Source organism: Enterobacter cloacae complex sp. 2024EL-00711 (assembly GCF_047529885.1).
In the GTDB taxonomy this organism is placed as follows: Bacteria; Pseudomonadota; Gammaproteobacteria; order Enterobacterales; family Enterobacteriaceae; genus Enterobacter; species Enterobacter ludwigii.
On the sequence record NZ_JBLIZC010000001.1, the window covers coordinates 14,796 to 27,145 of the forward strand.

Sequence of the window (12,350 nt, forward strand, 5' to 3'; positions counted from 1 at the left end):
GAGCGCCGTCATGACGATTATTGAAACGGCCACTGCGCCACAGGCGCAACAGCAGGGTAACCTCCTGCTGGACGTAAAAGACCTCCGCGTGACCTTTAAAACGCCGGATGGCGATGTGACCGCCGTGAACGATCTCAACTTCAACCTGCGTGCGGGTGAAACGCTGGGGATCGTGGGCGAGTCAGGTTCCGGAAAATCCCAAACTGCCTTTGCGTTGATGGGGCTGCTGGCGTCTAACGGTGTCATTGGCGGTTCCGCCAAATTCAACGGGCGTGAGATCCTCAACCTGCCGGAATACGAGCTGAACAAGCTGCGCGCTGAGCAGATTTCGATGATATTCCAGGACCCGATGACCTCGCTGAACCCGTATATGCGTGTCGGCGAGCAGCTGATGGAAGTGCTGATGCTGCACAAAGGCCTGGGCAAAGCGGAAGCCTTTGAGGAGTCCGTCAAAATGCTCGACGCGGTAAAAATGCCGGAAGCGCGCAAGCGCATGCGCATGTTCCCGCATGAGTTCTCCGGCGGTATGCGTCAGCGTGTCATGATTGCGATGGCGCTGATGTGCCGGCCAAAACTGCTGATTGCCGATGAACCAACCACCGCGCTTGATGTGACCGTCCAGGCACAGATCATGACGCTGCTGAACGAGCTTAAGCGTGAGTTCAACACCGCGATTATCATGATCACTCACGATCTGGGCGTAGTGGCCGGTATCTGTGACAAGGTACTGGTGATGTATGCCGGTCGCACCATGGAATATGGTAAGGCGCGCGACGTGTTCTACCAGCCTGCACACCCTTACTCCATTGGTCTGCTGAATGCGGTGCCGCGCCTCGATGCAGAAGGGGAATCCCTGCTGACCATCCCTGGCAACCCGCCAAACCTGCTGCGTCTGCCGAAAGGCTGTCCGTTCCAGCCACGCTGCCCGCACGCGATGGAAATCTGCAATACCGCGCCGCCGCTGGAAGAGTTTGCACCAGGCCGACTGCGCGCCTGCTTTAAGCCGCAGGAGGATCTGGTATGAACGCATTAGATGAAAAAAGAAATGTCCTGCTCGAAATTGCTGACCTTAAGGTGCATTTCGACATTAAAGACGGAAAACAGTGGTTCTGGCAGCCGCCGAAAACCCTGAAAGCGGTCGATGGCGTAACGCTTCGTCTGTATGAAGGGGAAACCCTGGGGGTGGTGGGTGAGTCCGGTTGCGGTAAATCCACGTTTGCGCGTGCCATCATAGGCCTCGTGAAAGCCACCGACGGCAAAGTTGCCTGGCTGGGTAAAGATCTGCTGGGCATGAAGCCAGACGAGTGGCGCGATGTGCGTAGCGACATCCAGATGATTTTCCAGGATCCGCTGGCCTCATTGAACCCGCGTATGACCATCGGGGAGATCATTGCTGAGCCACTGCGAACCTATCATCCGAAGATGCCGCGTCAGGAAGTACGCGACCGTGTGAAGGCAATGATGATGAAAGTGGGCTTGTTGCCTAACCTCGTCAACCGTTACCCGCACGAATTCTCCGGTGGTCAGTGCCAGCGTATCGGTATCGCCCGCGCACTGATCCTTGAGCCGAAGCTGATTATCTGTGACGAGCCCGTCTCGGCGCTGGATGTCTCTATTCAGGCGCAGGTGGTTAACCTGCTGCAGAAACTGCAACGTGAAATGGGGCTGTCGCTGATTTTCATTGCGCATGATCTCGCGGTGGTGAAACACATTTCTGACCGCGTACTGGTGATGTATCTGGGCCATGCGGTGGAATTAGGGACTTACGATGAGGTGTACCATAACCCATTGCACCCCTATACCCGGGCACTGATGTCTGCGGTACCGATTCCCGATCCGGATCTGGAAAAAAATAAAACCATCCAGCTTCTGGAAGGTGAATTACCGTCCCCGATTAACCCGCCGTCCGGTTGTGTATTCCGTACGCGATGCCCGATGGCCGGGCCGGAATGTGCAAAAACACGTCCGGTTCTGGAGGGCAGTTTCCGACATGCGGTTTCCTGCCTGAAAGTAGACCCGTTATAATCGCAAGGGCTGACATGATGTCAGCCCTTATTATTTGCGAGGTTAACGTGTCGCGATTATTCACCTCCGTCCGTCGGCGGCTCTATCATCTTTTATTCGATCCTGAAACGGTAACCGGACGGCGTTTTGAAGCCCTCTGCGCCCTGTTTGCGCTGCTCAGCGTGGTGATCATTTTTATCGAATCGGGCGTCGGAACGCAGTATCACCTGACGCTGGAAGAATGGCATCTCTTTGTCTGGCTGGAGCTGGTCATTACGCTGGTCTTTACCGCTGAATATTTCCTGCGGGTATTCTGTTGGCCTAACCCGGCCAAATATGTCTTCAGCTTCTGGGGATTTATTGATTTAGCCACGATCCTGCCGCTCTATGTCATGTGGCTATGGCCAGAAATCAGTCTGAGCTATGTTTTTGCCTGGCGAGCGATGCGCGTTATTCGGGTGTTACGCATTCTTAAACTGCTGCGGTTTATGCCGTCATTGCGGATATTCTGGAGTGCCATCGTCAGCGCGCGGCATCAGCTGATCCTGTTTTATTCATTTATTGCCATCGTCATGGTGATATTCGGCGCGCTGATGTATTTGATAGAAGGGCCGAAGAATGGCTTCTCAACGCTGAATGCTTCTGTTTATTGGGCGATTGTGACCGTCACGACCGTTGGCTATGGTGATATAGCTCCTCACACTCCGCTGGGACGGATTGTCGCCTCGGTACTGATTCTGATTGGTTATTCGGTGATTGCGGTCCCGACAGGGCTCATTACTACGCACATGAGCAGTGCTTTTCAGAACCGTAAAGCGCAACGAAAATGCCCGAAATGTCACCAGGGTGAACATGAACACAGCGCGCGGTTTTGTAATCAGTGCGGAAGTGAGTTACCGGATTAAATAAAAAAGGCTGCAATCGCAGCCTTTTTTATTATTCGCGCCAGAGAATATGACACAGCTTGTGGTCTTTCTCGCGACACAGCAGGACGCGGGCGAAGATGTCGTTAATTTCACCGCCATCTTCATCGGCCAGGCCAATCACCACTTCGGCAAAGAAGTCAGGATTGAGGTCGAAATCCACATGTTCAGCCCAGTCTTCAGAAGGGTCGAACAACTCGGCGCCCCCGCGCTCTTCAAACTGGAGATTAAAGAGGATCACGTCTGCGGGATCGAGGTTATCAACCGCCAGTTCGAGAAAAATGTCATAGGCCTGTTCGAGCGTTTCGTCTTCGGTCAGGCGATTGTTCAGATCCATTTCCATGATGACTACCTGTTTAACATCGTTGGGCACGTTTTACAGCAACGGACTAAAGAAGTAAAACAGTCGTTCGGTAATTCTCTGCCACAGCGGGCGTTTAACCCACAGTCTGGCATCCAGCAGTCGCGAGCGGGAGATATAATCATCCTGGACCGCGGCCAGATCGCCGCCAAAGCCGGCATCATCGATCACCAGTGTGATTTCAAAGTTCAGCCACAGACTGCGCATATCCAGGTTAACCGTACCCACCAGACTTAACTCGCCGTCGACAAGCACGCTCTTGGTATGGAGTAATCCGCCTTCAAACTGGTAGATTTTCACCCCCGCAGCCAGCAGTTCACTGAAGAATGCCCGGCTGGCCCAGCCCACCAGAAGCGAGTCATTTTTGCGTGGCAAGATGATACTCACATCGACACCGCGCTGTGCCGCGGTACAGATGGCGTGCAGCAGGTCATCGCTGGGAACAAAGTAGGGGGTGGTCATGATCAAATATTCACGCGCTGCGTAAGTGGCCGTCAGCAACGCCTGATGGATCAGGTCCTCCGGGAAGCCCGGTCCGGAAGCGATAGTATGGATGGTGTGTCCGCTGGCCTCTTCAAATGGCATGATATTGCCATCCGGTGGTGGCGGCAGGATACGTTTCCCGGTTTCTATCTCCCAGTCGCAGGAATAAACGATGCCCATCGAGGTGGCAATGGGCCCCTCCATTCTCGCCATCAGGTCTACCCACTGCCCGACACCCGAGTCCTGCTTGAAGAACCGCGGGTCAACCATGTTCATGCTGCCGGTATAGGCAATATAGTTGTCGATCATGATCATTTTACGGTGCTGGCGAAGATCCATCCGGCGCAGAAACACACGCAAGAGATTGACCTTCAGCGCCTCAACCACTTCAATACCGGCATTACGCATCATGCCCGCCCAGGGACTACGAAAGAAGGCGACGCTGCCAGCGGAGTCCAGCAACAGGCGGCAATGAATGCCCCGACGCGCAGCGGCCATCAGCGATTCAGCAACCTGATCGGCCATGCCGCCAGGCTGCCAGATATAGAACACCATCTCGATATTATGGCGAGCCAGTTGAATATCGCGGATGAGGGCCTGCATGACGTCATCCGAGGAGGTCAGCAACTGGAGCTGGTTGCCCTTAACGCCGCCAATACCCTGACGGAGTTCGCACAGCTTAAACAGCGAGGAGGCAACACTGCTGTTCTCCTCGGCAAAGATATGTTTGCAGGCTTTGAGATCGTTGAGCCATTTGGCGGTTGAAGGCCACATGGCGCGGGCACGCTCGGCACGGCGTTTACCCAGATGAAGCTCACCGAAAGAGAGATAGGCAATAATCCCCACCAGCGGCAGGATGTAGATTATCAGCAGCCAGGCCATGGCAGAGGGTACGGCTCTGCGCTTCATCAGGATGCGCAAAGTCACACCCGCGATTAACAGCCAGTATCCCAGAATGACCAGCCAACTCACCACGGTGTAGAAGGTTGTCATAGGTAAAAAAATCCTTTTGAAAGCGTATTGTTATGAGTGTACGCATCAGGAATCATCTGGCAAATAAAAACGCCAGTTAAAAGCGCTGGTTTGCTGCGGGGTTGGGTTTATAATGGGGTTTCTGTTAGAGAAAGAGTTGTAAACATGAAGCGCAGTAGAACAGAAGTAGGGCGCTGGCGCATGTTGCGACAGGTGAGTCGTCGCAAGGCTCGTTGGCTGGAAGCACAATCCCGCCGCAATATGCGTATACACGCCATCAGAAAATGTGGAATGACCAGACACCGTAACGCGTTGCTGTTCGCTACACAGGTTATCTGAGAACCATCAGGGCACCGTTAAGGTGCCCACTGATTTTCAGGCTATCATTTTTCGCAGTCTCTCCCCCGATTCATTCCGCGATATACTCCGCCCTCTTAATCTTATGCATTTCAAAGATGAATCCTTATCTCTGGGTATTTATTGTGCTGCTTGCGCTGGATGCGATCAGGGAAAACGCAGGATTATCGTCATTATCCGCGTTGATTAATTTACTGCTCAGCGGGATATCGCACTGGATAAACTAAAAAGGAAAAGAGATGAACGGAAAAGTGGTTGCTGCCCTTCTTGGGATTGCCGTGTTGAGCGGTTGTGCCAGCAGTAAAACGTCACCGGAAAGGCATGCTTATTATTTCGTGTCGCATAAAACCAATTTTACTGGCGGCAATTTTACGTCAAGTGTATCGCAAAATTATCGTCTGAATGTCCCTCAGTTCCGTGAGCTTTATGAGCAGGGGAAAACCGATCGCGCTGCAGGACGCACACTGTCTGAGGCAAACCAGTACGCCCAAAGCATTCGCGATCAACTGAAGAATCAGGCGAAAACGGAGCATGCTTTCGACGGTAATACCGCGGATAAATGGACGTCTCAAATGGAAGAGAAGGACGCCGTTTTATTTGGTAACGAACTGGCTACGACTTATCTTGATGGCTATAACGGCGTACAATAGCGTCTGATTTTGGGGATATCGTATTTGCAGCGATATTCCCGTCGTTTTTTAGCAAAAGGAGTGAGAGGTGTTTGCGGAGTTTGGTGTACTTAATTTCTGGACCTATGTTGTAGGGGCATTTTTTATCGTGCTGGTGCCTGGACCGAACACATTGTTTGTACTGAAAACCGGTATTGGGCACGGTGTTAAAAAAGGGTATCTCGCCGCCACTGGCGTATTTATCGGCGATGCAGTGCTGATGTTTCTGGCCTGGGCGGGCGTCGCAGCATTAATCCAGACGACCCCGGTTCTGTTTAATATTGTGCGCTACCTCGGTGCTTTTTATCTCCTGTGGCTCGGCGGCAAAATGCTCTGGTCAGTCATCACCCGTCAGAAGAATACCCATGAGAGCGGAACCGAGCCTGCGAGCATGATCATGAAACGCTCGCTGGTGCTGAGCCTGACGAATCCAAAGGCTATTTTGTTCTATGTCTCGTTCTTTGTGCAGTTCATCGATGTGAATGCGAAAAACACGGGCACGTCTTTCCTGATCCTCGCGACCACGCTGGAGCTGATTAGCTTTATGTATATGAGCTTCCTGATCTTCTCTGGTGCGTTTGTCACGCGTTATCTGAAAACCAAAAAGAAACTGGCAAAGCTGGGGAACGGGCTGATTGGGCTGCTGTTTGTCGGATTTGCGGCGCGCTTAGCGTCACTGCACTGAAGAGAACTGAAGAGATGAGTGGCTCCTTTCGGAGCCACTTTTGCATCAAAACACTTTCTTGTACGGGCGAACCGTCACCTTCGCATAGACACCTGCGGCAACGTACGGGTCTGCATCAGCCCAGGCCTGAGCCGCTTCCAGGGATTCAAACTCGGCGATCACCGTGGAGCCCGCGAAACCGGCAGCGCCAGGGTCATTGCTGTCTACCGCAGGCATTGGACCCGCGGTCAGTAATCGACCTTCATCCTGGAGCAGTTGTAAACGCGCCAGATGGGCAGGGCGAACGGACTGGCGTTTTTCGAGGGAATCAGCGACATCTTCAGAGTAAATCACGTAAAGCACGGTGAAGCTCCTTAACCATTAAAAGTGTCAGTAACGTTATGTGAAAGGGCAACTGACTGCAATGTAAAGATAAAAACAATGTTAAAACCCTGATCTGAATGCGCCTTTTTTGGCCTCTCTTGCGCTTAAATTGCGCCAGGACAAAGTGTCTTATTGAATATGATTGCTATTTGCATTTAAAATCAGTGTTCGGTTTTTTAACGTTGATGATTATGACTTCGATGACCCTTGATTTACCTCGCCGCTTTCCCTGGCCGACGCTGCTTTCTGTCGTTATTCACGGTGCTGTCGTGGCGGGTTTGCTTTATACCTCGGTTCATCAGGTTGTTGAAATGCCAGCGCCCGCACAGCCTATTTCTGTGACGATGGTATCGCCAGCGGATCTCGAACCGCCGCAGGTTGCGCCTCCGCCGCCACAGCCCGTCGCCGAACCGGAACCCGAACCTGAACCGGTGCCGGAACCGCCAAAAGAAGCTCCGGTGGTGATCCACAAACCCGAGCCGAAGCCGAAACCTAAGCCGAAGCCAAAACCGGTGAAAAAGGTAGAAGAACGTCCAAAACGCGAAACGCGTCCGGTTGAACCCCGCGCCACGCAGACGGTAGAAAACGCAGCACCTTCGCGTCCGGTGATGAATAACACCACGACGACAGCCAAACCGACAGTCACCGCACCCGCGGGACCGCGTGCGGTCAGCCGTAATCAGCCGCAGTATCCGGCCCGTGCTCAGGCATTACGTATTGAGGGCCGTGTACGGGTGAAATTCGATGTTACGCCGGAAGGGCGTGTTGAGAACGTGGAAATACTGTCCGCGCAGCCGTCTAATATGTTCGAGAGAGAAGTGAAAACGGCGATGCGCAGATGGCGTTATGAAGCCGGTAAACCGGGCAACGGACTGATCGTGAATATTGTCTTCCGCCTGAATGGCGGGGCACAGATGGAATAAAAAAAGCCTCCGCAAGGAGGCTTTTTTTTACCGGGCAATCAGGCCTGAGGAAGCGGTCGGGGTTTACCTTCGTTGTCCACGGCCACATAAATAAACAGCGCTTCTGTCGCTTTATAACGCTGTCCAATGGGTTCGGACGAGACCTTTTTCACCCACACTTCGATGTTAATGGAGATGGAGGTATTGCCACGTTTTACGCAACGCGCGTAACAGCAAACCACATCACCCACTGCAACCGGGCGCAGGAAGGTCATGCCATCCACTCTCACCGTCACTACCCGGCCATGTGCAATCTCTTTTGCCAGAATAGCGCCGCCCATATCCATTTGCGACATCAGCCAGCCGCCAAAAATATCGCCATTGGCATTGGTGTCAGCGGGCATTGCCAGTGTGCGTAAAACCAGTTCGCCCTGAGGGGCGTTATTTGTTGTCATTGTTTTAACTCGTAACTGAAGACTTCAGGCGGGATGCTACTATGATTTCAGGCTGGAGAGAATAGACCAGAACGCCTGCTGCACACGTTCTGGTCGGTGAACGATCAGTGCTGGTCGTCCTGTGGCATGTGGCGATAGATATAAACGCCACTTAACAGCGTGAAGATGAGCGTCAGAGCCGTCAGGCCAAAGACCTTGAAGTTGACCCAGATATTCTGCGGCAGCCAGAAAGCAATATAGATATTGGCAAGACCACAGAGAATAAAGAAGATCGCCCAGGCGATATTCAGTCGAGACCACACTTCCTGAGGCAGCGTCAGCTCTTTGCCCAGCATCCGCTGGATCAGCGGCTTCTTCATCACCCACTGGCTAATCAGTAACGCACCCGCAAACAGAGCGTAAATCACCGTGACTTTCCATTTGATGAATTCATCGTTGTGGAAGAACAGAGTGAGTCCACCAAACACCGCGACCAGGACGAAGGTCACCAGCGCCATTTTTTCAACTTTACGGTAGCGAACCCAGCTGTAGATCAGCACAACCGCTGTGGCCACGATCAGTGCAGTCGTGGCGGCATAAATGTCATACAGCTTGTAGAAAGCGAAAAAGACCACGAGCGGTAAAAAATCAAGAAACTGCTTCATTCTGTGATTCCATCTTCTGTGTAGGGCCGGGCTGACGTTCCCGGCCACAGGATTACTGACGAATTAACATATACAGGCGGAACAGATAGACCAGCAGTACCGCTGAAATGAGGTTGCTCAGCGTATTTGCCACCACCGCGCCAACATTTGGCGTGAGTACCGCAAAATTCGGGGCAAACAGCAGCAGGAGCGTTTTCGCCAACAGCCAGCCGATAACAGCCGGTGCCACCAGGCGTATATTTGCCCAGGCGAGCCGGATGCTGCTGCGCATCGCGGTAAAGATCCCCAGTTTATCCTGCACGACCATTACCGGCGCGAAAGAGAGCACGATAGCCAGTAATACACCCGGCACGACGACCAGCATAATCCCCATTTGCACCAGCATGGTGGTTAAAAAGATGAGGATAAACAGCTTCGGTAATACCGGCGCGCTGGCACCAATCGCCCGCAGGGCGCTGACGCGCTGACCGGCGGAAACCAGCTGAATCATCAGCAGAACGCCACCTGCCAGAATCGCATTGCCGATAAGACCAGAGAATGTCGAAGCAGCGGAAGCCCGCAGCAGGATTTGTTGCTGCTCCGGCGTCATGTTTTGTACCAGTTCAAACAACCCCACGCTATCTGCAAGGTTGTCGCCCTGGCTCAGGCTTGCAATCTGTTCGTCACTTGGCGAGAACGCATGGCCAAGCACCACTGTAATGAAGGCGCATAGCAACGCGATCAGTAAAAAGGTTAAGAACTGATTGCGGAAAAAGTTTCCCGTGTCACGGTAGACAGACTTCGCCGTGATAGACATGCACTCTCCTTGAGTATTGCAGGTGTTAATTAGCCGGCAATTGTACACCGGATAACACTGTCGTGGCAGCATCAAGGCTTGTATGGAAAAGCATATCTTTGTAAAGCGGCGGTAATCCAAAGCGCGCACGGGCACGATTGCAGGCTTCATTGACCTGCCCATCCTCACCTGACATGGAAAATTCCCGGCACGGGCTGGGGCGGTGCTCGTAGATAGAGCACCGGGTGGACACCCCAGGTTCACCTTGAAGCGCAGCGCATCGGCACGGTTTTTGGTTGGTGCCGCTCATGCAGCGCAGAAAAGGCGTTAACGGTTCAGTGAGATGAACCGGAACGGTACCGCCGCCATCGCTGGCTTCGGCCCAGTAGAAAGAGACTCGAAAATACGCACAACAGGCTCCGCACGTCATGCACGGGTTAACATCACTCATGGCACACCTGCAAAAGAAGAACGCATCAAATCAACTTGTGAGAGCGCTAAATTATCCAGCCGCGAGAGGAAGAGCAAGAGGGTGAAAAGAGAAAATTTTGTAACGCCGAAATGCCAGAAATTGACCTGACGACAACTTATCGCTTTACGGTGTGTCACCAAAAATTAACCCAGATCAATGAATGTTAACTTACTGGTTTTAATGTGATCTGTAGCAGATCACTTATTACTCATTTGTGAGTATATTCTCCTCCGCGACTAAAACCACAACGATGGAGCGGATATGAAAAAATTAGCGGTGGCAGCCCTTGTATTAAGCAGTCTCTCTGGCGGCGCGTATGCGCATGAAGCAGGTGAATTCTTTATTCGTGCCGGTTCGGCAACGGTGCGTCCAACAGAAGGCTCTGATAGCGTACTGGGTATGGGCGGTTTTAACGTCAGCAACAATACCCAACTCGGTTTGACCTTTACGTATATGGCGACGGAGAACATTGGTGTTGAGCTTCTGGCAGCAACGCCATTCCGTCATCGCGTCGGTTTAGGGCCAACCGGGGATATCGCGACGGTGCACCATTTACCGCCAACACTGATGGCGCAGTGGTACTTTGGTGATGCTAACAGTAAGGTGCGTCCGTATATTGGCGCAGGGGTGAACTACACCACCTTCTTCGACGAGAAATTTAACGATACCGGTAAAGAAGCCGGGCTTACCGATCTCAGCCTGAAAGACTCGTGGGGTGTTGCGGGGCAGGTGGGGCTGGATTATCTGATTAACCGTGACTGGTTAATTAACGCCTCGGTCTGGTACATGGACATTGATACCGACGTTCGCTTTAAAGCGGGCGGTGAACAGCAAAGTATCAGCACTCGCCTCGATCCGTGGGTGTTTATGTTCTCCGCGGGTTATCGTTTCTGATTTATCCCCTGAGACTGGCCTGGTTATGGCCAGTCTTGCTTCGGGGGGCGATTAAGGTTGCCCCTCCATATTCCAGCGTGCTGTACTCATCTCATCAAATACATGCTGAACCGTAAACGGCGGAAATACTGCCCGTTTAGCCGCGTCAGTCAACGCCTGACCATAACCTATTCACACCATCCTTAAAGTCGAGGTGCAGATTGCATCGCTTACCGCTTCATGCGTGAGGATCGGTCAGTGCGGCGTCCAGTGATTGCTCAATGGCGCAGGCCTGTGGCCCGTGGATATTGTTATCCGAGACTTTACCGGAATGCTTATAAGTACAGGCATCGGGGGCACGTTGTTTGTGACAGCGTTTAGGGGGAAGGGGAACACATCCGGCAAGCACAGCAGTAATACACACTGACGGAAGAATTTGATTCATGAGAAAGTCCATTTATGAAAGTTATTCCGCAAGCAGGCTATCGGGGTTGGGAGGAGATTAATGCCAGATGCCGCAATATACTGTTCTCGAAAAGCGAGACGTTAAATTTTACAGGACATAATATTGAAAAGAATAATTATTGCGGCTGCGGTTACGCTCATTTCTGGCTGCCATCAACAGCCCATGCAACCTGAACCGGCGCAGAAACCGTGCAATGGAATAACGAATAAGCCTTTCCCTGCCATGCCCGTAAAGGCACAGGCGCTGGGCATTGAGGGTAACGTTGTTTTCTCTTTTTCTGTGGGCGACGATGGTCATCCACACGATATACGTATTGTCTCTGCACAGCCTGAAGGGGTGTTTGAACGCGAAACGCTGCGTGCCGTGCAAATATGGTGTTTATCACCGAATAAAAACCGTCAAACAGAAACGGTCACTTTCACAGTAAATAAGCCCCGATAGTCCGGGGCTTATCTTTCCTCGCAGGCACGCTAACGCACCACCAGCACCGGGCATTTTGCGTGGCGCACGACGACCGCAGCGTTAGAGCCTAACAGATAGGTCGAAATATCAGGTCGATGAGACGCAATAATTATCAGGTCTGCATTGATACTCTCAGCCAGTTTCAGGATCTGATCTTTAGGCGTGCCAGAAATGGCGTGGGTCTGAATGCGGTCGGCCGGTAAATTGAACTGCGTAACGATCTCATTCAATTTCGCCAGCGCCTCCTGCTGCATTTCTTCCAGTTTTGGCATCTCAACGGAATAGGCCAGACCAAGAGAGGAATAGTAGGGGAAAGAAGGAACGACAGTCAGAAAATGCACTTTGCCGTTACTGATTGCTGCGTTCGCCTGAACATAGGGAATCACCTGTTCGGTCAGGCGACGCTCTGAAATATCGACAGGAACGAGAATTGACGCAAACATGCCACACCTCCTGTTTGTTTTTTATCCACTTTAAGTGTAGTT

Annotated in this window: 19 protein-coding genes; 10 read left to right on the forward strand and 9 right to left on the reverse strand. The window is 52.3% G+C overall.

Annotated elements, in window-relative coordinates:
• Nucleotides 1-10: 10 nt before the first annotated feature.
• Genes ACMVME_RS00065 through ACMVME_RS00075 form a run of 3 tightly spaced genes read left to right on the forward strand, consistent with a single transcriptional unit; the run spans nucleotide 11 to nucleotide 2,909 of the window.
• Nucleotides 11-1,024, forward strand: a complete 1,014-nt coding sequence (locus tag ACMVME_RS00065; RefSeq protein WP_014170445.1) for an ABC transporter ATP-binding protein — start codon at nucleotides 11-13, stop codon at nucleotides 1,022-1,024.
• Nucleotides 1,021-2,025: a murein tripeptide/oligopeptide ABC transporter ATP-binding protein OppF gene (gene oppF / locus ACMVME_RS00070; protein ID WP_014170444.1), complete on the forward strand. Its 1,005-nt coding sequence runs from the start codon at nucleotides 1,021-1,023 to the stop codon at nucleotides 2,023-2,025. Before ACMVME_RS00065 ends, oppF begins: the two co-directional genes overlap by 4 nt.
• 14 nt (nucleotides 2,026-2,039) lie before the next feature.
• Nucleotides 2,040-2,909: an ion transporter gene (locus tag ACMVME_RS00075; RefSeq protein WP_044866074.1), complete on the forward strand. Its 870-nt coding sequence runs from the start codon at nucleotides 2,040-2,042 to the stop codon at nucleotides 2,907-2,909.
• 31 nt (nucleotides 2,910-2,940) lie between these two features.
• On the opposite strand, the gene ACMVME_RS00080 is transcribed toward ACMVME_RS00075, so the two are convergent.
• Both ACMVME_RS00080 and cls read right to left on the reverse strand, forming a co-directional pair.
• A complete protein-coding gene (locus ACMVME_RS00080) occupies nucleotides 2,941-3,270 on the reverse strand; it encodes an HI1450 family dsDNA-mimic protein (protein ID WP_006810881.1) in 330 nt (109 codons plus the stop codon).
• 33 nt (nucleotides 3,271-3,303) lie between these two features.
• Complete coding sequence (cls, locus tag ACMVME_RS00085; protein WP_014170441.1) at nucleotides 3,304-4,764, reverse strand: cardiolipin synthase; 1,461 nt, start codon at nucleotides 4,762-4,764, stop codon at nucleotides 3,304-3,306.
• Nucleotides 4,765-4,908: 144 nt separating this feature from the next.
• On the opposite strand from cls, the gene ACMVME_RS00090 reads away from it, so the two are divergent.
• The 4 genes from ACMVME_RS00090 (at nucleotide 4,909) to leuE (ending at nucleotide 6,453) form a co-directional block, all read left to right on the forward strand.
• Entirely contained in the window at nucleotides 4,909-5,082 is a 174-nt protein-coding gene (locus ACMVME_RS00090) for a YciY family protein (RefSeq protein WP_086463573.1), read from the forward strand.
• Between the two features lie 116 nt (nucleotides 5,083-5,198).
• Complete coding sequence (locus tag ACMVME_RS00095) at nucleotides 5,199-5,327, forward strand: KPN_01571 family protein (RefSeq protein ID WP_014170440.1); 129 nt, start codon at nucleotides 5,199-5,201, stop codon at nucleotides 5,325-5,327.
• Nucleotides 5,328-5,339: 12 nt separating this feature from the next.
• Entirely contained in the window at nucleotides 5,340-5,750 is a 411-nt protein-coding gene (locus ACMVME_RS00100) for an Exc2 family lipoprotein (RefSeq protein ID WP_032678335.1), read from the forward strand.
• A 67-nt stretch (nucleotides 5,751-5,817) separates the two neighbouring features.
• Nucleotides 5,818-6,453: a leucine efflux protein LeuE gene (gene leuE / locus ACMVME_RS00105; protein WP_020882385.1), complete on the forward strand. Its 636-nt coding sequence runs from the start codon at nucleotides 5,818-5,820 to the stop codon at nucleotides 6,451-6,453.
• 45 nt (nucleotides 6,454-6,498) lie between these two features.
• Here leuE and ACMVME_RS00110 read toward each other — a convergent pair whose 3' ends face one another.
• Nucleotides 6,499-6,795, reverse strand: a complete 297-nt coding sequence (locus ACMVME_RS00110) for a YciI family protein (RefSeq protein WP_014170437.1) — start codon at nucleotides 6,793-6,795, stop codon at nucleotides 6,499-6,501.
• Between the two features lie 221 nt (nucleotides 6,796-7,016).
• Between ACMVME_RS00110 and tonB the strand changes: the two genes are divergently transcribed.
• The gene (tonB, locus tag ACMVME_RS00115) at nucleotides 7,017-7,739 is read left to right on the forward strand and encodes a TonB system transport protein TonB (RefSeq protein ID WP_025203933.1); all 723 of its coding nucleotides are present in this window, start codon (nucleotides 7,017-7,019) and stop codon (nucleotides 7,737-7,739) included.
• Nucleotides 7,740-7,777: 38 nt separating this feature from the next.
• Here the strand turns inward: tonB and yciA are convergent, their stop codons facing one another.
• The 4 genes from yciA to ACMVME_RS00135 form a co-directional block, all read right to left on the reverse strand.
• Nucleotides 7,778-8,173, reverse strand: coding sequence for an acyl-CoA thioester hydrolase YciA (yciA, locus tag ACMVME_RS00120; RefSeq protein WP_014170435.1), 396 nt, complete (start codon nucleotides 8,171-8,173; stop codon nucleotides 7,778-7,780).
• Nucleotides 8,174-8,277: 104 nt separating this feature from the next.
• Nucleotides 8,278-8,817 carry a septation protein A gene (locus tag ACMVME_RS00125; protein ID WP_020882387.1) on the reverse strand — a complete coding sequence of 180 codons (540 nt, stop codon included), beginning with the start codon at nucleotides 8,815-8,817 and terminating at the stop codon, nucleotides 8,278-8,280.
• Between the two features lie 52 nt (nucleotides 8,818-8,869).
• Nucleotides 8,870-9,613 (reverse strand): YciC family protein, encoded by a 744-nt coding sequence (locus tag ACMVME_RS00130; RefSeq protein WP_020882388.1) that lies wholly within the window; start codon nucleotides 9,611-9,613, stop codon nucleotides 8,870-8,872.
• 25 nt (nucleotides 9,614-9,638) lie between these two features.
• Nucleotides 9,639-10,043, reverse strand: a complete 405-nt coding sequence (locus ACMVME_RS00135; protein WP_032680849.1) for a YkgJ family cysteine cluster protein — start codon at nucleotides 10,041-10,043, stop codon at nucleotides 9,639-9,641.
• A gap of 282 nt (nucleotides 10,044-10,325) precedes the next feature.
• On the opposite strand from ACMVME_RS00135, the gene ompW reads away from it, so the two are divergent.
• Complete coding sequence (ompW, locus tag ACMVME_RS00140; RefSeq protein WP_014170432.1) at nucleotides 10,326-10,958, forward strand: outer membrane protein OmpW; 633 nt, start codon at nucleotides 10,326-10,328, stop codon at nucleotides 10,956-10,958.
• A gap of 217 nt (nucleotides 10,959-11,175) precedes the next feature.
• On the opposite strand, the gene ACMVME_RS00145 is transcribed toward ompW, so the two are convergent.
• A complete protein-coding gene (locus ACMVME_RS00145; protein WP_320726084.1) occupies nucleotides 11,176-11,382 on the reverse strand; it encodes a hypothetical protein in 207 nt (68 codons plus the stop codon).
• A 123-nt stretch (nucleotides 11,383-11,505) separates the two neighbouring features.
• Here ACMVME_RS00145 and ACMVME_RS00150 point away from each other — a divergent pair, with 123 nt between their 5' ends.
• Nucleotides 11,506-11,844 carry an energy transducer TonB gene (locus tag ACMVME_RS00150; protein ID WP_080975384.1) on the forward strand — a complete coding sequence of 113 codons (339 nt, stop codon included), beginning with the start codon at nucleotides 11,506-11,508 and terminating at the stop codon, nucleotides 11,842-11,844.
• A 29-nt stretch (nucleotides 11,845-11,873) separates the two neighbouring features.
• Here the strand turns inward: ACMVME_RS00150 and uspF are convergent, their stop codons facing one another.
• Nucleotides 11,874-12,308 carry a universal stress protein UspF gene (gene uspF / locus ACMVME_RS00155; protein ID WP_014170429.1) on the reverse strand — a complete coding sequence of 145 codons (435 nt, stop codon included), beginning with the start codon at nucleotides 12,306-12,308 and terminating at the stop codon, nucleotides 11,874-11,876.
• Nucleotides 12,309-12,350: the final 42 nt, after the last annotated feature.

Bases quoted from the DNA above. Each gene is read 5' to 3' on its own strand.
- ompW (WP_014170432.1), top strand. From the start codon at position 10,326: ATGAAAAAATTAGCGGTGGCAGCCCTTGTATTAAGCAGTCTCTCTGGC.
- oppF (WP_014170444.1), top strand. From the start codon at position 1,021: ATGAACGCATTAGATGAAAAAAGAAATGTCCTGCTCGAAATTGCTGAC.
- ACMVME_RS00130 (WP_020882388.1), bottom strand. From the start codon at position 9,613: ATGTCTATCACGGCGAAGTCTGTCTACCGTGACACGGGAAACTTTTTC.
- ACMVME_RS00075 (WP_044866074.1), top strand. From the start codon at position 2,040: ATGATGTCAGCCCTTATTATTTGCGAGGTTAACGTGTCGCGATTATTC.
- cls (WP_014170441.1), bottom strand. From the start codon at position 4,764: ATGACAACCTTCTACACCGTGGTGAGTTGGCTGGTCATTCTGGGATAC.
- ACMVME_RS00135 (WP_032680849.1), bottom strand. From the start codon at position 10,043: ATGAGTGATGTTAACCCGTGCATGACGTGCGGAGCCTGTTGTGCGTAT.
- ACMVME_RS00100 (WP_032678335.1), top strand. From the start codon at position 5,340: ATGAACGGAAAAGTGGTTGCTGCCCTTCTTGGGATTGCCGTGTTGAGC.
- ACMVME_RS00080 (WP_006810881.1), bottom strand. From the start codon at position 3,270: ATGGAAATGGATCTGAACAATCGCCTGACCGAAGACGAAACGCTCGAA.
- ACMVME_RS00090 (WP_086463573.1), top strand. From the start codon at position 4,909: ATGAAGCGCAGTAGAACAGAAGTAGGGCGCTGGCGCATGTTGCGACAG.
- ACMVME_RS00095 (WP_014170440.1), top strand. From the start codon at position 5,199: ATGAATCCTTATCTCTGGGTATTTATTGTGCTGCTTGCGCTGGATGCG.
- ACMVME_RS00065 (WP_014170445.1), top strand. From the start codon at position 11: ATGACGATTATTGAAACGGCCACTGCGCCACAGGCGCAACAGCAGGGT.
- ACMVME_RS00125 (WP_020882387.1), bottom strand. From the start codon at position 8,817: ATGAAGCAGTTTCTTGATTTTTTACCGCTCGTGGTCTTTTTCGCTTTC.
- yciA (WP_014170435.1), bottom strand. From the start codon at position 8,173: ATGACAACAAATAACGCCCCTCAGGGCGAACTGGTTTTACGCACACTG.
- ACMVME_RS00145 (WP_320726084.1), bottom strand. From the start codon at position 11,382: ATGAATCAAATTCTTCCGTCAGTGTGTATTACTGCTGTGCTTGCCGGA.
- tonB (WP_025203933.1), top strand. From the start codon at position 7,017: ATGACCCTTGATTTACCTCGCCGCTTTCCCTGGCCGACGCTGCTTTCT.
- uspF (WP_014170429.1), bottom strand. From the start codon at position 12,308: ATGTTTGCGTCAATTCTCGTTCCTGTCGATATTTCAGAGCGTCGCCTG.